Origin of the sequence: Nitrospira sp. SG-bin1 (genome assembly GCA_002083365.1) — a bacterium.
In the GTDB taxonomy this organism is placed as follows: domain Bacteria; phylum Nitrospirota; class Nitrospiria; order Nitrospirales; family Nitrospiraceae; genus Nitrospira_D.
This window is the reverse complement of record LVWS01000012.1, coordinates 14,998-36,267: the sequence shown is the minus strand read 5'-3', so window position 1 is coordinate 36,267 and position 21,270 is coordinate 14,998. Positions and strand designations below refer to the sequence as shown.

Genomic DNA, 21,270 nt, shown 5'->3' with positions numbered 1-21,270 from the left:
GGTAAGTGGCGGTCGTTCTAGTTTTTCTCCTGCCCGTCACCCTGTGCCGACGGAATTCCATAGCGTTTGCACTTCTCCCACAGAGCCTTTCTCGACAATCCCAAGATTCTCGAGGCGGTCGTTCGGCTTCCCTCCACGCGTTCCAACACGGAGACGATGTAGTCCTTCTCAAAATGTTCTCGTGCTGCGGCCAGCGAAGTCAAAGCGGTATTCCGCGTCTTTTTTCCCCCGGTCAACCCTTCGCTACAGAAACCACAGGACTCCTGTGGAACACCACCCAAATAGGGACAGGTTTGAAATCCGCAAAGATCAGCCGGTTGAACCGCGTCCCGATCCCGTCCCAAGGCCACGGCCCGCTCGACCATGTTCTCCAACTCCCGTACATTCCCCGGAAAAGAATAGCGCAGTAACAATTCCCGTGCCTGCTGGGAAAACCCCCGCAACTGCTTGTTCAGCTTCTGCGCACACGTTTCCAGAACGTGCTCGGCGATGACCATGATATCTTCCTGCCGTTGTCTGAGCGGGGGAACAACGATCGGTACGACGTTGAGCCGGTAGAAAAGGTCTTCGCGAAACCGGCCTTGAACCACCTCCTTGCGGAGGTCTCGCTGCGTGGCGCACACAAGTCGCACATCGGTTTCGATCGGTTCATTGCTTCCGACCCGTTCAAAGGTACGTTCCTGCAGAACACGCAAGAGTTTCACCTGCACCACCGGCGAGATTTCCCCGATTTCATCAAGAAAGAGGGTGCCCTTGTTGGCCATTTCGAACCGCCCCCGACGCTGGCGCAGCGCACCCGTAAACGCCCCCTTTTCATGACCGAACAGTTCCGCTTCCAGCAGCGTCTCCGGCAACGCGGCACAGCTGACTTTGATCAATGGATACCCTTTTCGCGGACTGTTCTGATGCAACGCATTGGCGACGAGTTCTTTGCCGGTTCCGCTCTCCCCGACAATCAGGACGGTGGAATCGGTCTCAGCCACCAGTTTGATTTTGTCCAATACCGCCCGCATCCGACTGTTCGCGCCCAAGATGCCGTTGAAGCAAAACTTGTCTTCAAGCTGGTGTTTGAGGTCTTGATTCTCTCGACGGAGTGCGATCATCCCGCTGATCCGCTCGACGACCAGCAGCAATTCATCCATTTGGAACGGCTTCGTGATGTAATCACACGCTCCCAGTTTCATGGCCCCGACAGCCGTTTCCACCGATCCATGCGCGGTAATCACCAGCACCTCGGTTTGGGGCTCCTTCTCTTTGGCCGTCTGGAGCACGGTCAGTCCGTCCACGCCCGGTAACCGCAGATCGGTGATGACCACATCGAATGTCTTTTCTCGAATCGCTTCAATCCCCTCCGTGCCGGTCGGCACCGCGCGCACCTCGCAGCCGACTGCTTCCAAGGCGTCCAACATGGAGAGACGCATCAAAGGCTCATCATCGACCAGCAGAACGGTCAACCCTTTCATGCTCCCTTCTCCGCCAAGAGGCGTTCTCGCGACACGGGAAGGCACAGCGTGAAGGTCGTGCCTTTTCCGACTTCACTGTCGACCAAAATTTTTCCGCCGTGACGCTCCACGATGCCAAGATTGACCGAGAGCCCCAACCCCGTCCCCTCTCCCTCTCCTTTGGTCGTAAAGAAAGGATCGAAGACCCGCGGAAGGACCGAGGCCGGAATCCCGGATCCCGTATCTTTCACCTCGACCCGGCAGACCCCCTCGGCAGCGGATGTCCTGATCGTCAGCACTCCACCGCTTTTCATGGCCTGCACGGCGTTCAAGATCAGATTCATCAAGACCTGTTCGATCATGTGCCGATCAACCATCACATTGGGCAACCCCGCGGCTGGAAATGTTTCCAAGCGAATCTTATTGGGCACGAAAAGATGAGTGGTCAATCCCAGTACCTGGTCGACGATTCGATTGATATCGGCGGGGCTGAAGGCCGGTTCATGCTGCTGTGAAAAGTCGAGCAACTGCCGGACGATCTTCTGGACACGCCGAACACCGTGTTCCATGGAAGCCCAGTATTCTTCCTGGCGTGCCGAAGACAGCGGCCCTTTTCGAAGGTTGTAGAGACAGTTGAGGATCCCGCCCAGCGGATTGTTGATTTCATGGGCCACTCCGGCCGCCAGCTGGCCGATAGACGCCAGTTTTTCCGCATTGCGAATCTGCCGCTCCAGCTTCTTGGTCTCCGTCATATCGCGGGCAATGCCAAGCACTCCGAGGATCTCTCCATCGGCCCCTTGAAGCGGAGACACGCTGACCATGACGGCGCGCACGTCGCCCAATCGCGTCACAACCTCGACCTCGTACACCTGCTTGGCTCCGATATCCAAGGTGCTCTTGAGACGCCGTCCACGATGGCGCCGTGACAAAAGGGAGAGATACGGCCGCCCGATCAAATCATCCTTACGATACCCCCAGGCGTTGACCTTGCTGTTGACATAGGTGAACTGTTGGTCCAGATCCAATGTATAAATGACGTCGTTGGCGTTCTCGAGCAGATTTTCCAAGTATTGCTTGGTCTCCTCGATTTCCCTGGTACGTTCCCGAACTTTCAGCTCGAGATCCTCGCGGTATGATTCCAATTGGCGCTCGAGTTTCTTCCGATCGGTAATATCGCGAAGCTGCACCATGACGTGCAGTTGTTCGGTCCCGCCGACGCGGATCAAGTCCATTTCCACCGGAATCTCACGGCCATCGGCATGGTACACGGTCATTTCTTGAGTGGCGACCTGCCGATGCTCCGCCGAGACCACGTACAACCACGTTGTGAAAATCTGGCGGTGCGCGTCCGGGACGAGGTCAAGAAAGTTTTTCCCGACGATCTCCGGCTCGGCATAGCCCAGTACGTGTTGTTCCCGTTCATTCACGGCCACGACGGCCCCGGTTGGACTCACCATAAACACCGAATCGGCCACGAAGTCGAACAACGCCTTGTAGCGGGCTTGAGAAACCGTGAGCTGCAGCGTTCGTTCCGACACCGCCTGTTCCAACCCGACGGTGTACCGCTGTACCTCCTGCTCCAACCGACGCCGTTCGGTCACGTCTCGGACAAAGGCACGGGAATGAATCAGTCCGCCTCGTTCTTGATCAAACAGCGCGGTCCCGTGAACCTCCACATCCATCAATCGACCATCTTTGGCCAAGAGCGCGGTTTCCATCGAGCTCTGCCCGTGCGAGACCAGCCGTTCCAGAAAGTGCAATACGTTCAATGCCTGTCCGTCGCGAACCAAATCCCACAGTTTCATGCCGAGCATCTCGTCGAGGGTATAGCCGAGTTTGTCGAGACCGGTTTTGTTGACGTGCACCAGTCGACCGCTCCGATCGAGCTGGCAAATCATCTCAGGAGCATGTTCGATCAAATCTCGATATTTTTCCTCCAGTTGCCGTACCTCGGTCATCCGCCGTTCCAGCTGTCCAAACGAACGTTGCAGATTCGATGCCATTTGATTGAAGGCATGCGCCAATCCCTCTATTTCATCGCCTGTCTTGAATTCCACCCGCTGTTCCAAACGACCGCTCCCAATCTGCTGCACACCCTCGTGCAACAGTCGAATCGGCCGTGCAATCCGGCGAGCCACGACGACTCCGATGCCCCCGAGCCCCAACAGCATGACCGAACCGAACAACACCATCTTGGTCATCAGTTCGCCCAACGGAGCAAACGTTTCCGCGGCATCCTGACGTACCAGGGCAACCCACCGTTTCCCTCCCAGACTACCCGCCGCAAGCTGATCGGCGAATCTCACCGGGGCAAACCCGACCAGCGCCTGTTTGTTTCCGTGCGAGTCGTCCGTGGCCATCGCCCATCCCGGTTTCGGAGTCCCCAGCGTACCGATCAATTCGGCATCGATGGAATGGGCCTCCGGTGCAAGGACCGGACAAATCACCACGCTCCCGTCCGAGGCGAACAACATGGCATGGCCCGTTGCGCCGAACGAACCCTCGGCGATGGACTGGAACAATGTGTCACGCCGAAGCAGGATCGTCACGGCTCCGATCACAGTCCGCCGCTGATCGTCCAGGATCGGGGCCGCCACGACGACCACATGAGTTCCAAACGCCGGATCGAAGGAAATGTCGCTCACGTAAGGCCGCTGACCGCCTTTCAGGACGGCCTGCCACCAGGCGGTTTTGGCATAGGAATATTCGACTTGGGGAATCGAGCTGACCACCAACGCCCCCTGTCCATCAGTTACCAAGATGCCGACGTAGTCCGACTTTCGAATTTCGTGCCATCGGATCAAATAGTTCGTGACGATGCGGTTGACGAAGAGAGGAAATTCGCTTCGCTTATCGCGCTGTCCCCATCGCTGTTGCCAATCCTTGATAATGTCCGAAATACTCTGCGGGTCTTTGCCCTCGTATGTTCGATTGGCCTCGGAGACGGCGGTACGAAGGAAGGGCGCAGTCGCGAGTTGTTGGGCCTCGTTCATGCCGCGCGTAATGTGCATCTCGATTCGACGGGCGGCCTCGACGGCCACTTCTTTGAAATTCGTCCCCGTCGACTCCCGCAAGGCGCGTCGTTCTTCGACATAGATGAGGGCGAGCAGAAGGGCCAGCGGCAGGAGACCGACCATCACGATCGCCGCGATGATCTTCTGCTGGAGACTGTGAGACCGGCTCCAGAGTGTCATGGCTATACCACAGAGACGCGGAAATTATACTTCCGCGCGAGAACACGTTCGCGTTGGAAGTCGACGTTCGGGATGCACCCGTCTCACCACGCACCGCCCACAGTACGGAACAGACGGACGATGCGATCTTCTATTCCACCATTCGCTTCAGCTGCGTTTCAAGAGTCGACCCGGGGCTCCCGGCCACAACAATAAGAGAGGGCTGGCAACGAAGACCGATGAATAGGTGCCGAAAATGACACCCCAGAGGAGCGCAAGTGAAAAATCGTGCAACACTTCTCCTCCCGCCAGGGTCAAGGGGATCAGGACGAGCACGACGGTCAGGCTGGTGACGATCGTCCGGCTCAACACCTGGTTAATGGCGGCGTTGATCGTCCCTTCCTCGCTCTCCCGACGACGCAATTTCAAATTTTCTCTGATCCGATCGAATACCACGACCGTATCGGTCAAGGAATATCCTGCCAACGTCAAAAGCGCCGTCACGATCAGGAGCGTGATCTCCTTATCCAAAATATAGAAGGCTCCGACCACGGCCAAGACATCGTGAAACGTGGCCAGGGCGGCGGCGACGCCGAACCGGAGTTCGAATCGTGCCGCGATGTAGAGGATAATCCCGATAAATGAGATGACGATGGCAACCAGTGCATCCTCCTGAAGCTTCTTCCCGATGGTCGGTCCGATCTCCGTGGTGGAGTCGACCACGAATTTATTGGCGGGGAACTCCTTGGCGAAGACCCCTACCACGCGTTCCGCGATCTTCTCTTCGATCGTCGTGGAGGCCTTCACCCGGATGAGGAGTTTGTTGTCCTGTCCGAATTCCTGTAGTTCCGCATCACTCAAGCCGTTCGTCTCCAAGGCCTTACGGGCTTCATCGATCCGAACCGGCTGCTCGAACTTGAGCTGGACAGCCGTCCCTCCGGCAAAATCAATACCCAGATTGGCGGTACCCCGCGCGATCTGGACAAGTGCGATGAGTCCGAGCAAGACCATCACACCGGAAAAGAGAAACGCGAACTTGCGCTTGCCCATGAAGTCAATGTTGGTCTTGCCAAGAATCTCTAACATGCGCGCTCCCTTGTGATAACCCTGAGCCTGCTCCTGAAGGCTGATCGCCGACGACTTCATGGTTAGATACTCAACGCCTCCACTTTTTGCCGATGATACAACAGATCGAAGATCACTTTGGTCCCGACCAACGCCGTGAACAGGTTGATGGCAATACCCAGACACAACGTCACGGCAAACCCCTTGATCGGTCCGGTCCCGAAAAGAAACAGCGCCACCCCCGTAATCAGCGTCGTCACGTGAGAATCGATGATCGTCAATAACGCCTTGTCATACCCTGCATCGATGGCGGATCGAGGCGCCTTTCCGCCGCGCAGCTCTTCGCGGATGCGCTCGAAAATCAAGACGTTGGAATCGACCCCCATTCCGATCGTCAGCACGATACCCGCGATTCCCGGCAAGGTCAACGTGGCGGTCAAGGCCGACAACGCGCCCATCAGACACACTAGATTGAGCATCAAGGCAAAGTCCGCGATCAGCCCGGACAGACGGTAATACACGATCATGAATATCACCACCATTGCCCCGGCGAACAGAGTGGCCCTGATGCCCTTGTCGATGGAGTCTTGGCCGAGGGACGGACCGACCGTAAGATCCTGCACGATCTTCAGCGGCGCCGGGAGAGCACCGGCCCGCAGCACGATCGCCAAATCATTGGCCTCCTGCGTGGTGAACGTTCCGGTAATCTGCGCGCGCCCGCCTGAAATACGTTCTTGAATGACCGGGGCCGAGTAGATGGTGTTGTCAAGCACGACGGCCATACGCTTCTTGACGTTCTCGCCCGTAATCCGGTCGAATTCCTGCCCCCCTTTGGAATCAAAGGTAATCGAGACGTACGGATCGTTGAATTGGCCGATGGCGACCCGCGCGTCACTCAGCACATCACCGGTCAACATGACTCGCTTCTTGACGACATAAGGAACGCGAAACTCCACACCCGTGTCCTTATCGACCATTCGTTCGAATAAAATCTGGTCTCCTTCAGGCAGTTTGCCGGCAAACTGCTGGACCACCTCGGCTTCTTTGTCTTTTGGAATTCGCACGGGGAGATCCAGGTGGAGGTCTTCATCCAACATTTTGAACTCCAGCAGCGCCGTTTCCTTGATCAGGTCCTTGGCACGTTTCGGATCCTTGACACCGGGCAGCTGCACGACGATTTGCTTCAACCCTTGGCGTTGAACGATCGGCTCCGCGACGCCGAATTGATCGATCCGGTTCCGGATGGTTTCCAGCGCCTGATTGATCGCGGAATCCTTGATTCGCTTGGTCTCCGACTCACGCAGCTCCCACACCACCGCATTCGTCGACCCCGCCGACTCCTTCTCGACAAAAAGGGGAAAGGTATCGATCAGCTTTTGAGCCGGATCTTTGGCATCCGCATTTTGCAGCTGCATGATGATTTGATCGTGCCCGCTTCGCTTGACGAAGTCGACGGCGATCTTTTTCTCGGCGATGAGGTCTTGCAGCGCGGTGGCTGAACGGTCAACCGCAATCTCCACGGCACGGTCTTCATCCACCTCCAAGACCATATGGATACCGCCTTGCAAGTCCAACCCCAGCGTAATTCCCTTGTTCGGAAGCACGCCCTTCATCCAGCCGGGCAACGCTTGATACAGCGGCTGATAGGACGGGAGAAAAGCCACTACCGAGGCCGCGATGACCAGCGTCAATAACCAGAGCCGCCCGCTTATCTTTTTCATGTCGTCTGTGACCCCTTATCCCGCGTGAGCTACGCGTCTTTGTCCTTGTCTTCCTCTTCGCCGCGCACCCGCGCGATATTCTCGCGCTGCATTTTGATCTTGGTATTGTCGGCGATCTGCAGTGTCACGGTTTCTTTTCCCAAATTGGTGATGGTGCCCCAAATTCCTGATGTCGTGATCACCTTGTCGCCCTTCTTCAAGGCCTCCAACAAAGCCTGCTGTTGTTTTTGTTTCTTCTGTTGGGGCCGGATCAGAAGAAAATAGAAAATGACGAAGATCAAGAGGAACGGGATCAACGAGAGGATTCCGCCCGCCCCTCCACTGGCGGGTGATCCGCCTCCGCCAGTCCCCTCGGCCCATGCGATCGATTCCATCAACATCGAACAAATCCCTTCTTCTATATGTGACTGTTCCCAAACAATTCTCCGTGCGGGTCTTCACACCCCGCTAAACCGGCCATCACCGCTTGTCGATGATGCGTGCGATAAAACGCCTCCCGAAACTCAGGAAACGTTCCCTGTGCCAACGCTTCTCGTATCCGACGCATGAAATCGGAAAAATACCATAGGTTATGAATGGTATTGAGCCGCGATCCCAACATTTCCTTGACCATGAACAAGTGATGCAAATAAGCACGTGAGTATCGACGACATACCGGACATGCACAATCGGGATCAATCGGCCGTTCATCTTGAGCATACTGTGCCTGCTTGATGATCATCCGACCGGTGGTCGTGAAGAGAGAGCCTGTTCTGCCGTGGCGCGAAGGCACAACACAATCGAAGAGATCGATTCCCCGAGCGACCCCTTCCAGCAGATCCTCCGGATGTCCGACCCCCATAAGATACCGGGGCTTTTTCTCCGGCAACTCCGGAACCGTCACGTCAAGCATCGCATACATCTCGGTCTTGCCTTCTCCGACCGACAATCCGCCGATTGCATAGCCGTCGAACCCGAGTCTCACTAACGCCTTCGCCGACTCGACGCGCAAGTCCGCTTCCAAGCCCCCCTGGACGATGCCAAACACAGCCTGATCCGTTCTTCGACGCTGCGCTTGGCAACGTTCCGCCCACAATGTGGTGCGATGCACGCTGGCTTGGACGGTCTGACGATCGGCAGGCAATGCCACACACTGATCGAGCGTCATGATGATATCGGCACCTAAGGCCTCCTCGATTTCGATCGCTTTTTCCGGCGTAACGACGTGCGTCGATCCATCGATGTGGGATTGAAACGTGACGCCTTCGTCGGTGACCTTGCTCAATTTCGCTAAACTGAAGATCTGAAATCCGCCGCTGTCGGTAAGGATCGCTCCCGGCCAGCCGGTAAAGGCATGAAGCCCCCCCATGTCGCCCACGATCTTGTGACCAGGGCGCAAATATAGATGATAGGCATTATTAAGGATGAGTCGAAATCCCAGATTCTGCAGGTCCTCCGGTTCGAGCCCTTTGACCGGTCCCAACGAGCCTACCGGCATGAAGGCCGGTGTCTCGATTTCTGCATGGCCGGTCGTGAGGAGACCGATACGGCCTTTGGAGTGTCGGTCCGATTGTAGGGCTTGGTATTGCATCAGCATCGTTGGCATCGACTCGTCACATGTGCTCAGGCGCCGAGAGACCGAGGACATCGAGTCCGTTTCTGAGAACTTGTTGGACTGCTCCCATCAAGACCAGTCTCGCCGCGGTCCGCTTCGGCGTAAGTACGTCGGTGGATGCCGACTCATCGAGTCCTGAATCGGTTTCAGGAGGCAAAATTCGGTGTTTGTTGTAGAACGTATGGAGCAGCGCTGCCAATTGCTGGAGATAATACGTCACACGATGCGGTTCAAAGGCCAGGGCACTCGCCTGAATGACTTCGGGGTAGGAGGACAGCTTCTTGATCAGTCCCAATTCATCGGGATCCGTCAACACCGCGAGGTCCGTCTCCTCTGCAGACGGCCGGGCGATCCCTCTGGCGGAGGCCACGCGCCACAGGCTGCAAATTCTCGCATGGGCATATTGAACGTAGTAGACCGGATTGTCGGCGGACCGTTGCTTCGCCAACTCCAGATCGAACTCCAGATGCGTCTTGGGATCCCGCATGAGGAAATAGAACTTGGCCGCATCGGCTCCAACCTCTTCGATGACTTCCCGCATGGTAATGAATTCCCCGGTCCGCTTGGACATCTTCACTTCGACTCCGTCCCGCAGCAGCTTGACCAACTGGACGAGCACGACTCGCAAACGATCTTTGGGATGCCCATAGGCCTGCATAACGGCTTCCATGCGCGGGATATACCCATGGTGGTCGGCACCGAAAACATCAATCAGCAGATCGTAGCCACGCCTCAGCTTGTCGTGATGGTAGGCGATATCGGACGCGAGATACGTATATTCCCCGTCCTGTTTCTGAACGACACGGTCTTTTTCATCGCCATACAGGGACGCACGGAACCACCAGGCACCGTCCTGTTGAAACAGGAGTTCACGGGCTTTCAATTCATCCAGGGCACGTTCGATGGCTTTAGATTCAAGAAGCGACGCTTCGCTGAACCAAGATTGGATCTCAATGCCAAATAACTGAAGGTCATCACGGATCTGTCCCAACAGTTTCTGGTAGGCAAGAGAGCGGCAGCGAGTCTCAAGGTCGGCAGAAGTCAGTTCACTGGGAACGCCGTCGAGTTGCTCCTTGATCTCTCGTGCTACCGACGTAATGTACGAGCCATGATAGCCATCCTCGGGAAACTGGACGGTCCGCCCTGACAACTCTTGGTAACGAGCATATACGGACGCGCCCAACAATTTCATCTGGCGGCCCGCGTCGTTGATATAATATTCGCCCACGGCATCGTATCCGACTGCATTTAGCAACCGAACAACTGCCTGCCCAACCGCCGCCCCCCTGCCATGACCGACATGCAAGGGACCGGTCGGATTGGCGCTCACATACTCCACCAATACTTGCCGGCCGGCCCCGCCAGCTGCCCGACCATAACGAGCCCCTTGTGATTCGATTTCACGGAGAACCTCCTGCCAAAGAGCCGGTTTTACCGTAAGATTCAAAAAACCGGGACGGACGATCTCAATACGATCAAACAGCTGTTCGTTCTGGGATAGGTTTTCCACGATGATTTGCGCGATATCGTGAGGGGCCTTGTGTTCAGAGGAGGCCAAGGACATCGCGACCGTGGAAGCGAGGTCTCCCCATTCGGGTCGTTTGGGTGCATCAAGGCTCAGTGTGGGCCACGCGGTCGTCTTCAACTGCCCTTTTTCCCTCGCTCCGTTGAGGGCACCGAGTAGGGCCGTTGTTACCCTCTCTTGTACGAGTCCTTGAGACACAATAATTTTCCTAAGTCCTTACCAAAGAAAGGAAATTAACGGGCCACTGTATCATTACGTGGTCGTCGGAGACAAGGCGGTTTCCGTGGAGTTATGAGGGTTTGCGTTATTGGGTCGTCTACATAATATACGCCGCGCCGCTTCCCAAACTTGGTCCACCGGTACATGAAGACAAGGTTTCTCCGCACACGATTTGACCGTTTCCCAGGACTTACAACCACAAGGCATCCCTCGCACAATCGATACGTGGCGACCGTATGGGCCCCACCGCTGATGATCTGTAGGGCCAAATATGGCTATGGTCCGCACACCCAACAAAGCCGCCAAATGGGTCACGCCCGAATCATGCCCGACATAGAAGGTTGCCCATGCCAGGATCCCTGCAACTAGAGAAAGATCGAGGTCCTTGAGAACAAGCGGTGGCTTTTCCAAAAAACATCGTACCTTGTTCACGGCATCCCGATCGGCCGGTCCCTCCAAGACCAGCGGGCACATCCCTTCTTGCTGCAACCGTTCAATCAACGACGCCATCCGTCTTGCCTCAAGGCATTTGTGAACGCTTCCGCTCCCCGGATGCACCAGAGCGAATGGTCGATCGTGTGAGACTTCCAGAGCGTCAAGATAGCCTTTAGCTCGCTCCACGAGATGAGAGGGAAGCCGTATCGACTGCTCCGATGAAATACCTTGCGCCGTCTCACCCAGCGTCTCAAGAAAACGATCGCATTGGTGCCTTACTCGTAAGCTCGGCGAGGATGGAGACTGAATGTGAACGCGAACCACTCCCCACTTCCGGCACTGAGCAGCAAGAATGCCGTCTGTGTCTTCGGTCCAGGCCACGACCAGATCACATCGCTTCAACCATGATTGTAATTCCTTGGGAAGGGAGGAGGTATCTGAAAAGAGTCCCAGACTTGCCTGACCTTCCAATGGGACCCCGTTGTCAATCAATCCACACTCCACCAGCAGCCGACTCACGGCGATGGACGCGATAAGCACGATCGCATGTCGAGAAAACTTTTCCCTCAGAGCCCTTATCGCCGGAATAGCCAGCAGGACATCCCCTAGCGCGCCGGGATGAAGAATAAGGACGGTCCGTTTCGCGGATCCTTCCGACACGCTAACGCCCTGAACCCGGACCGGCATCATGTACCGATCGCGCCTTTTCTAGATCGGATGGCGTATTAATATTGAACATGGAACGTCCGTCCGGGTCGAACGCACTGATCTCATCTTCCGCAACGATGCGCGAGCATAGAGCGGGATGAGAGACCATGTTGTGGATCTTTCGATTATGGAGCTTGATCATCTCTTCGATAACCGGCATGCACGCCCGGCTATAAACCGCATGCGTAGGCTGCAGACGAGTCGCCCACCGACCGATCACGATATCACCCTGGTCTTTCAGGCCAACCATGTATCTAATGACATCCGAGTTTAAGAAGGGCATATCACAGGCCGTGAGAAAGATATGGTGAGTCCGAGCCCATTGAAGACCTGTATATAACCCGCCAAGGCTCCCGCAACTCGGAATAAGATCGCGCGTCACCGGTATTTCTAGATCTAGTGGAGGGCTGTCTTGAGCGATGACAACGCAGACCTGTTCAAAGAGATCACAAAGAACAGCACAACTGCTCTCAAAGAGAGTTCGCTGGCCGACAAGCATAAATCGCTTGTCCTCTCCCATCCTTCTACTCTTTCCACCGGCCAGCAGTATGCCTGTCACATCGGTGATCATAAATACCTGAAGCTGTTTGAAAAAAGAGAGGGGGTGGGACTACCCACCCCCTCTCTTTCTTCCCACGCCGAACGTTTCGTTATGAAATGTTACAATGTCTTACCCTTTTTCCGGTTAGCACGGCGAGTCAGAACCCATCCTTCCAGCAACACCACACCCACCGCGATCACTGCCGGATAGATATAGGTTTCCTGAGGGATGGGTGGGTTCATGAATGTATAATAGAACGCCGACACTGCCATCTTGCGTCCGGCATCACCATTATGGCCGTCCCATGCAAAAAACACGGTCGGAATATATTGCCCCACTTCAAAGAAAGTATCCTCGTCGTAATCTTGGTCTTTCTTATTTCCTAACGGGCGCTGAATCATGACATACCAGCGACCGTTCTTCCACTCGCCCTTCACAAGCTTCATCGCCTCTTCATAGTTATCCCGCTCTTCAAAATCCTTATCCCAACCTGTTCCCTTGAAGGCGCGAAGCGACCCATCGGCTTCCCATTTGACGATATCAACGGGGAACTGCTCGTTAGTCCCGAACAGGTACCGAGGCTTGATCGGAGCAGGTAATTCTTTCCACTTTACTGCCGTTTCAATGGCAATCGCGTCATTATACACGGCGTAGTTGTTTTGCTTGGCGGCGATGGAGCCTTCTTCACCGGTCTTAGGCTCCTGTTCCTGGACGTCGATATTCACCTGAGTCGGAGCCCAAGGTAGTTTCCCTTCGGCCACACTCTTGGTTCGATCATCCCATTCGAGAAGATAAACGATGTATTTGTCGTTATAGAGAGAACGAACCCAGATATCATCAATCCGATTCACGAAATTTCTCGGCTTATGGGTGATCTGTCCACCCATAGCCACATACCGCTTAGGAGCCTTTTGCCAAGCTTCATGCTCGATCTCGGTCGGAATCTCTCCCTCCACAGGATCAGACGGAATAACAAAGTTGATTTTTGGTTTATCGGTCAGTGGATCAATTGGAAGCGGATTGCCGAGTGCATCTCTCTCGCACAGCGAATTGACAAAATTCGCGATATCCCACCGTTCATCTACGGTTGTATTATCCGCGAACGAAGGCATCGGCGTACCATTGACACCGGTCGAAAACGTCCGGAAGATATTGGTCACGTTGTAGGGATCCTGACGACTCCCTCTAAAGTTCCAGCACTTATGCCAGTTGGCCGGCTGAATCGAGAAACCCCAGTCATCTTTCAGGTTAAACGCGTTCCCATCGCCACGCCCTTCCATCCCGTGACACTCAACGCACTTCTTTTCGACGATCAACTCCGAGCCTCGCTTCTTACTCTCGTCACTGGCAGGCTTGGGTTTCAGATCCGCTAATTGCAGGACGGTTTGTGTCTCCGACTGTTTATCCGTAAACTTCCGGTCTTTAACGAGCTGCGTAGTCACAAAGGCCAGTACTTGTAACCGTTGTTCTTCGGTCAAGATGCCTTCCCACGGGGGCATGGCAGAACCCGGCAATCCATGGGTCACCGTCTCAAATAGGTCGTTTTGGCCGGGGACGGGCTTTTTCGCATCAAACAGCGGCAGCTCACCGCTCGCGGTGTGGCGGATCTTAAACGTCCCTTGATTGAAATTGCGCGGACGTGGCCACAGTCGATCGGCACCTGGTCCGTCACCGGCGCCATCGACTCCATGACACCATACACACTTAGTGAAATAAACCCGCTTCCCTGCTTCGATCATTTCTGCGGAGGGTTCAGGGGCAAGATCGCCCTTTTTAAATCCTTCAGGCAGCCCTTGAGCAGAAACAGACGAATATCCTGCCCCCGACACCAGAACCACTCCGAAGGCAGCAGCCGCGATGATTCCGGCCTTCTGAGTCATGCTGTCTATCATGTTGAGCCTCATCTTCTTCATTTACATTATGTTTGGTTTGGCCTTTGGGGTATCCAGCGACTAATCCCAAGTCCGTGGATAGTAACCAGTGTGCCAATATTCAAACAAAATAACTTTCCAAATTTCATCGACAGTCAGGTGTTGTTCCCATGGCGGCATGACGGAGGCCCAAGGAAACCCTTCGTTAGGCAACCCAATTCCCCCCTTGGCCACGCGCCAGAAGATGAAGGTTTCCTGCAGCTGGGCGATCGTACCTGGATCGGTAAAATTCGCGGGAATTGGATTGAAGGCAAAAGCGTGGAGCCCTCGGCCGTTTAAGTTGTCACCATGGCAAAAATGACAGTTTTGAAAGAAGATTTCGCCGCCCTCGCGGACGTACTTCAGATACCCTTGATTCTTGTCATCCCACGGATTGGCGTTAGGCTTCATTAGACGCCCCATGCCCTGCTCGACGATATTGGCGTTGGAGAACTCTTGATCGTACTTCCCCTCAGGATTGACCCGATATGGATTCTGCGAAGTCTGCAGGGTATAGGTTTTACCATGGACCTTTGTACTGGCAGGCGGCGCAGGATGGACGGTTCTGAGCTCGATTGGCTCTTCCGATTTCGGCATCATGGCATTATAGGAAAACCCGCCGACAAGGATGGGAATGAGCACAAGATACGCATAGCGGAGAAGCCTATTCATCCCAGTCTGCGCATCGAGCACATTCATAATGGGCTGCTTGAATTTGTTCCAATCCTCTTCATTGGCGGATACCCACATGAACACCGTCACGAGCCCCACCGTCCCATACATCGCTCGTACGCTGAAAGGAATCGGCGGATAGACACGATATTTCAGATAAAGCATCAAGAAGACCCAGAACCCGATCCCTTGCCAGAAGCGCGGGATGGCCATGCCCATGGCACTCATTATATAGCTCAAGCCGGTAAAACCGATCACGTAGCATGCCACTTCGAGCAGCAGCTGGATCGGCATATATCCCTCAACCAATCTCACAGTGGTGGATGGAACAATGTCGAAGATCATCCCACCCAGCAGGAGCAGCCCCGCTACACCAACCAAGGCACCGAGCGACATCAACGCTTTCATCGGTAAACTCCCTTTACTCTCCGCATAAGAGACAACCGGGCGCTATGAAATCTTCGGCGGCGGCGCCCCGGTTTTTACTTGTGATAAATAATCGACGATTTTTTTCAATGCACCAGCGCTCAACTTTTGGCCGAAGACCTTCGGCATGGTGTTGTCTGGAAATGGCTTCACGACAAAGGCGCTTGGATCGACGATGGACTCCATAATGTATTCAGTCGCAGACTTGGCAGTGCCCTTATACGTAGGATCTTTGATGCGTTGGGGAGCCGTGGTTCCTTCCTCCAGCTTTGGACCAATTGTGCCCATAGCACCTGGAATACCTGGGATCGTATGGCACGACACACATTGAGCCTTTGCAAAGATCTGATCAACCGGCTCCGATCCGTCAGCCATCAGAGACGTAGCGCCAGCGGCCTTCTCCTCTTGCTGCTTCGGACGATCCGCTTCCGGGATAAACTTTTCGTAGGATTTAACAATCTCTTCGAAGGACGGCGGCTCTACCCCCTCGCGGAGATACATCCATGTATCAACGGCCGCAAGTTCCGGAAGACTTAGAGAGATCGGCGGCTTATGAATGGCCGGCATGGGGCTTTCCTTATCGTTGGTACCCTTCACTCCATACCCAGCCACGACATAACAACTAGGACATGCATGCGACTCTGCAATGTATTCCTGTACGTTTTCAGCGGTACCTGAACCAGGGAACGCTTCCTTGACGGAGTACTCACGCTTTGACGGATCACCTTTGGAATATTTCGGATCTTCTAAACGTTCCTTCCGAGTGGGAAGACCCAACAAATTCGGCGCACGCTCACCGAGCATGCCCGCATGGAAGGCATGACAGAGCGGACATTGTCCCTTCCCGATCGCGCCCTGCTCCTTATTTTTTCCGACACCGCCGAAGATAATCTTCTCACCTTCGTCGGCCAACTGCTGGGGCGTCATGGAGTCCCAGGTCTTCTTTTCTTCTACCGGCGGAAATCCACCTTCAACTTGAGGGAGCCAGTTTCCATAGCCCGACAGAAATGCAGCTACAAAAAACATGAACCCGCCAATCCGAAGCAAGGCGCTCAAGTTGGTGAAGTACAACGCCATAACGAAGGTGGTCACGGTGATCATCACCAGGGACACGGGTAAAAGCCGATTCTCGCCATAAAAATTGTTCTTATAATTGGCGATCGCCATGAACAAAAGAAAACAAGAGACCAGCCCGATGAAGGTCTTAAAAACAGCCCGTTTCTTTGCGACGGGGTCACTGATGGACATCTGGAAGTACACTATCAGCCCCGCGATGATAGCTAGAGCCATCCAGCCCATTGAGAGTGCTTCCGAAATAAGATTACCCAAGGTCGTAACCTCCTACAGCTCAACGAGGAGCGGTAAATAAATCCCTCTCCGCCGTTGAACTGCCTATCAAAAAGACACTGATTAGTGACTGGCAGCCGGCTGCGGGACACTACCCGGGATTCCCGCTTTTGCCTCGACCGGAACCTTCTTCGCGGTCAAGCTGCCTAACCAGAAGACAAAGAGAATCGTGATCCAGAAAAACAAGACATTAAATGAAATCATGTTGGCGGCAAATCCCACCGTATGGGTATAAGCCCAGGGAGAGTTATCCCTCATAATTTCATTCACATGCCAGAACAGTCGAACCGATGAGCGGATATAGCCCATCAACCCCATCATCCAGGTGAATGCCGTCGCCAACATGATGAGCGCGTATTGAGACCGAGCAGAGATCTTACCCCACTCAATCGGTCCCATTTGTTTCGCGCCCTTCATCATGAAGCTGTTCAGGGCAAACATGAAGAAGAGACAGGACAACGTAGTCGCGACCTGAGGAACAGACAAACCGACGCGTACGTTGGCAGGAATGTAGTATCCATATACCGCAAGGAAAATAATATTGAAGTAGGCGCAGGCGAAGAATACCCCCATGAAGATGTTCCCGAACTTCGCCCACGATACGGTTGACACTTTATTGCCCCGCATATACCAGACGAAACTCAGCACGGTGGTCGTGATAATAACGTTGATGCCACCGTTCTTAGCAGACATAACCCCGTAGTTACCCAGGACCGGGTGCTGCTGGCCTCCCATGGCCTTTAGCTCAGCTGGCGTCATGACCATGGTGTGCGGCGTGATGAAGACCATGTAACCGCAGGCCAACAAGAACACAAGGTACTTAATGTATCGCTGATATTTCTCAGCACCGCGCATGCGCCCCATGGCTTGCCAGAGATAATAGTTGGTGCTGAGGAAGAGAATTCCGATCATCGTCGCTTGAATGATGAATAGCCACGCGAGCAGGCCTCCCATCAATGTAATGCCCATCTGTTGCCGATAGGCATATACCTCCCGCATCAGCCAGTATCCAGCAAATGGCAGCGGAATCAAGAAGGCCACGCCGAGCGCCATGGCGATATAACCCATCCAGTCATAGTGAGCGCGATCCTCGTCTGTCTTTGCCGCCAAAAATTTATAGGCGGCATACGCAGCGACCACACCACCGCCAAAGGCCATGTTTCCGAGGATTCTGTGAAGATTGAGGGGATTCCACAAAGCCGTATGAATCACGTGCCAAATATTCCCAAGATATCGCCCCTGCTCATCGACACCGGCAGGCGACATCATGAAGCCGATCCAGGAATTCGCCAAGAACATGAGCAAGGTCCCGATGATATTCAAGATCACCGACATGCTCAAATGGATCCACTTCAGGAATCCCTCCTTCATCTTGTCCCAGCCATAGTAATAGATGTAGAGGGTTCCGCTCTCAGCCACAAACATCAAGGCATAGATATGCATGACCGGGCGGAATATGCTGGACAAATACGAGAAGAACGCTGGATACAAGGTCAGGAAGGTAAAGATCAGGATACCGCCAAGAATTGCCGTAAGAGAGTACGCCGTCAGACTGATCTTAATAAAGTCATACGCCAACTGATCATAGCGCTTGGCGAGCGCCTTGTCCTTGGTCACCACCCCCATAAACTCGATAATCATGCAAAAGATCGGCACGGCCAGCACGAAACTACCGTAATAAAGGTGCTGCTGGTTCGCAAACCAGAGGAGAACGCGGCTCTCAAAATTGTACCTCGGATAGTCCTTAGGACCATCAGTCGTTTTGGGGGCAGGAGCACCGACTACAATACCCTCGGTCTTGTAGTAGACATCCCGACCCTTTTCAACCTTATCCCCATCCTTCTTTGCCGCATCGCCGGCAGGAGCCTCTTCACCGATGGCCGGCGAAGGCAGAGCCACGACGATCGGAAGCAGAAGGAGGCCAACCATCATGCAGAGCGCCATGATTGAAAAGACGCGCTTGCCGGCTAAAAGGCCCATGGAATACCTCCTTAATACACTCTCGTTAGATTAATGATGCACGAATTATCTAAACTCTCAATTACCGATTACTTTCTCCGGCACCGATTACTGTTTCCCGACATCTAATTTCGGAATAGGTACCAAAAGTCCAATCCCTGCATATCCATGAGGTAGTGATCAACCAGAATAAAATAGCCGACTGTAATAATCAGAGAAACGACCACCGCAATGACAGGGTTATTCAGCGCGCTCATTTCTTTCCTCTCCTCCGCCGACCAAGTTCATCAACTGACTAGCCTGCACAACCGCACCATACAACTGATGCGATCACCTTCAACAGGGGCACTGAATGCCAGCAAACCAGTAGAAAAACCATAGCCCAACGGCACAAGTAATGTAGAAAATCATTTTACCGACTTTTATCTTAATGTCGCTGTCTTGGGTAGCTGTGGCCATTGTTGTATTACTCCGATAAGATAGATGTTGGTGGGGATTTCAGAATTACTGCACTTCCTTGACAGGCACCCGGCCCTGTGTTATCAGAATTTTGCCGCTTGTGAGCGAAGCAATGGGAGAAACCGTGACGAAAAACTCAAAAGTGTTTGACATTATAGTTTTGGCCGGTATGGTTGTCAACATCATTTTGGCCGTGTTTTTGATTCTCTACTACTTCGACTTTCTATAGTATTTATCGGGCTTTCCGCTCTCCTTCTTCCTTCGTTCCGATCTTCGAAATCGCACAGCGGAATCCGATCGTTTCATCTCGAAAGTCAGACATCATTTTGCTTCGGCTGGTAATCCGAACATCCCCTCCGGTCGTCGTATAACTTCCGCCACGAAGAACCCGGTACGTGCCATACTCAGGACTCGGCGGGTTCTGTTCGGGCGAGATCTTGTAATACGTTTCGTCGTACCAATCAGCTACCCACTCGATGACGTTACCTGCCCCATCCATCACCCCATACGGGCTCTTGTCGGCCAGAAAACTTCCCACCGGCGCAGACACCTCGTACCCATCCGGCACTCTGGCCCAATTGGCACCATTTGCCTGCTCTTTATTACCCCATGGCCAGAGTCTTCCGTCACTGCCCCGCATCGCCTTTTCCCACTCCGCCTCCGTGGGAAGACGTTTTCCTTTCCACCGGCAATATTCCGCCGCATCATCCCACGATACATAGACGACCGGCTGATTGATTCCCTTCATTCTACCGCTGCTCTTGGCATACCGTGCAGGGAGTCCTGGTTTCCGATGACCGGTTGTCTGAACAAACTGCTGATACTGGTGATTCGTCACTTCATACCGATCGATGGAAAATTCATCTAGATAGACGGTTCGCTGTGGACGCTCATCGAACCCGCCACCGTTCGTCCCACGAATGAATGGGCCCGCTGGAATTGTTACCATCTCATCTTGAATAGGCAGCTCCCCTGAAACGTTCTCCGATGCCGACTCCATTTCAGAACCGGCGTTTGTCGGCGGCTGTTCATAAGGCGTTAGGGTGGTGCCCCGCATAATTGCAACGATGGGCATGGCCGCACAGGCCAGCACTACAAGTAGAAAGACCAGTTTGAACTTTGAGTCGAGCATGCCGTCCTATGACTCAACCTCCTCCGGGTTGATCAAGATCGCTTGCACAGCGAATGCCGATCGTCACATCTGTCCGCCAATGCTTGGCTGCAAACCGCTTCGATAGCCTAGCATGGTGTTCGGTTTCCCTCCATGAGCCGCCGCGTACGACTTTGAGGTCAGCGTTCTCCGGCCCCTTGGGATCACGAAATGGTGATTTTTTGTAGTAGTGTTCGTCGTAAGAATCCTCAACCCACTCAGCCACATTGCCCGTCATGTCATAGAGGCCATATGGACTTCGCCCCGCATCGAACGACCCCGGTGGAGCCAAATATTTATACCCATCTTCACTACCGTCGACGTTCGCTGCACTGGGGACAAACTTGTCCCCCCACGGGTATCTCCTCTTGCTCTCGCCACGCCCGGCTTTTTCCCACTCCGCTTCCGTTGGAAGTCGTTTACCGGCCCACTTACAGTACGCTGCCGCTTCGTCCCACGAAACGCTCATGGCCGCGAATTCCGGCTTCAGAATCTTCGACTGATCGTCGTCGAAGACCTCAATCCTGGGCGCACCACGCTTGGTCATCTTGGCGAACCGCATATATTCACCTTGGGTGACTTCTTTTTGATCGAGATAGAACCCCTTCAAATAAACTTGATGTTCAGGGGCCTCATCCGGATCACCGTCATTGCTTCCCATCGTAAAAGGTCCCTCTGGAATCTGTACCATCTCACGACCTTCGTCGCCTATTTTCGTCTTGTACATCGAGTAGTCCTGGGCCGGCAGGCTGTTCGCCGTCGGCCGAGCTTCCGACTTTACCGAGGCGGCGAGCTGTTTCATTTGCTTCGCCTTATAGGACTCATAGGCCAGCAGGCCGATCATGAGAAAAAACGACGCAAACACAAAAATAATGGACCCGACCAACACGCCCTTGTTTTCCACGGATACCTCTTTAATCGAGA

Annotated in this window: 14 protein-coding genes and 1 pseudogene; all 15 read right to left on the bottom strand. The window is 54.1% G+C overall.

Going from position 1 to position 21,270, the window contains the following annotated elements:
• Positions 1-17: 17 nt before the first annotated feature.
• The gene (locus A4E19_15275) at positions 18-1,463 is read right to left on the bottom strand and encodes a Fis family transcriptional regulator (protein ID OQW36521.1); all 1,446 of its coding nucleotides are present in this window, start codon (positions 1,461-1,463) and stop codon (positions 18-20) included.
• Positions 1,460-4,636 (bottom strand): PAS domain-containing sensor histidine kinase, encoded by a 3,177-nt coding sequence (locus A4E19_15270; GenBank protein OQW36520.1) that lies wholly within the window; start codon positions 4,634-4,636, stop codon positions 1,460-1,462. Before A4E19_15270 ends, A4E19_15275 begins: the two co-directional genes overlap by 4 nt.
• Positions 4,637-4,783: 147 nt before the next feature.
• A complete protein-coding gene (locus A4E19_15265; GenBank protein OQW36539.1) occupies positions 4,784-5,701 on the bottom strand; it encodes a preprotein translocase subunit SecF in 918 nt (305 codons plus the stop codon).
• A gap of 62 nt (positions 5,702-5,763) precedes the next feature.
• The gene (locus A4E19_15260; protein ID OQW36519.1) at positions 5,764-7,401 is read right to left on the bottom strand and encodes a preprotein translocase subunit SecD; all 1,638 of its coding nucleotides are present in this window, start codon (positions 7,399-7,401) and stop codon (positions 5,764-5,766) included.
• Positions 7,402-7,430: 29 nt separating this feature from the next.
• On the bottom strand, positions 7,431-7,775 hold the full coding sequence (locus A4E19_15255; protein ID OQW36538.1) for a preprotein translocase: 345 nt from the start codon (positions 7,773-7,775) through the stop codon (positions 7,431-7,433).
• Between the two features lie 110 nt (positions 7,776-7,885).
• Positions 7,886-8,977 (bottom strand): annotated as a pseudogene (locus tag A4E19_15250) (tRNA guanosine(34) transglycosylase Tgt).
• Positions 8,978-8,993: 16 nt separating this feature from the next.
• Positions 8,994-10,718, bottom strand: coding sequence for an arginine--tRNA ligase (locus A4E19_15245; protein OQW36518.1), 1,725 nt, complete (start codon positions 10,716-10,718; stop codon positions 8,994-8,996).
• A 54-nt stretch (positions 10,719-10,772) separates the two neighbouring features.
• On the bottom strand, positions 10,773-11,834 hold the full coding sequence (locus tag A4E19_15240) for a hypothetical protein (protein ID OQW36517.1): 1,062 nt from the start codon (positions 11,832-11,834) through the stop codon (positions 10,773-10,775).
• 1 nt (position 11,835) lies between these two features.
• Entirely contained in the window at positions 11,836-12,402 is a 567-nt protein-coding gene (locus tag A4E19_15235) for a hypothetical protein (GenBank protein ID OQW36516.1), read from the bottom strand.
• A gap of 140 nt (positions 12,403-12,542) precedes the next feature.
• Positions 12,543-14,336, bottom strand: coding sequence for a hypothetical protein (locus A4E19_15230; protein OQW36515.1), 1,794 nt, complete (start codon positions 14,334-14,336; stop codon positions 12,543-12,545).
• A 39-nt stretch (positions 14,337-14,375) separates the two neighbouring features.
• Positions 14,376-15,413: a hypothetical protein gene (locus tag A4E19_15225; GenBank protein ID OQW36514.1), complete on the bottom strand. Its 1,038-nt coding sequence runs from the start codon at positions 15,411-15,413 to the stop codon at positions 14,376-14,378.
• A gap of 42 nt (positions 15,414-15,455) precedes the next feature.
• Complete coding sequence (locus A4E19_15220) at positions 15,456-16,730, bottom strand: nitric oxide reductase (protein ID OQW36513.1); 1,275 nt, start codon at positions 16,728-16,730, stop codon at positions 15,456-15,458.
• A 111-nt stretch (positions 16,731-16,841) separates the two neighbouring features.
• Positions 16,842-18,758 (bottom strand): hypothetical protein, encoded by a 1,917-nt coding sequence (locus A4E19_15215; GenBank protein OQW36512.1) that lies wholly within the window; start codon positions 18,756-18,758, stop codon positions 16,842-16,844.
• Positions 18,759-19,428: 670 nt separating this feature from the next.
• Positions 19,429-20,328: a hypothetical protein gene (locus tag A4E19_15210; protein ID OQW36511.1), complete on the bottom strand. Its 900-nt coding sequence runs from the start codon at positions 20,326-20,328 to the stop codon at positions 19,429-19,431.
• 13 nt (positions 20,329-20,341) lie between these two features.
• Positions 20,342-21,250 carry a hypothetical protein gene (locus A4E19_15205; protein ID OQW36510.1) on the bottom strand — a complete coding sequence of 303 codons (909 nt, stop codon included), beginning with the start codon at positions 21,248-21,250 and terminating at the stop codon, positions 20,342-20,344.
• Positions 21,251-21,270: the final 20 nt, after the last annotated feature.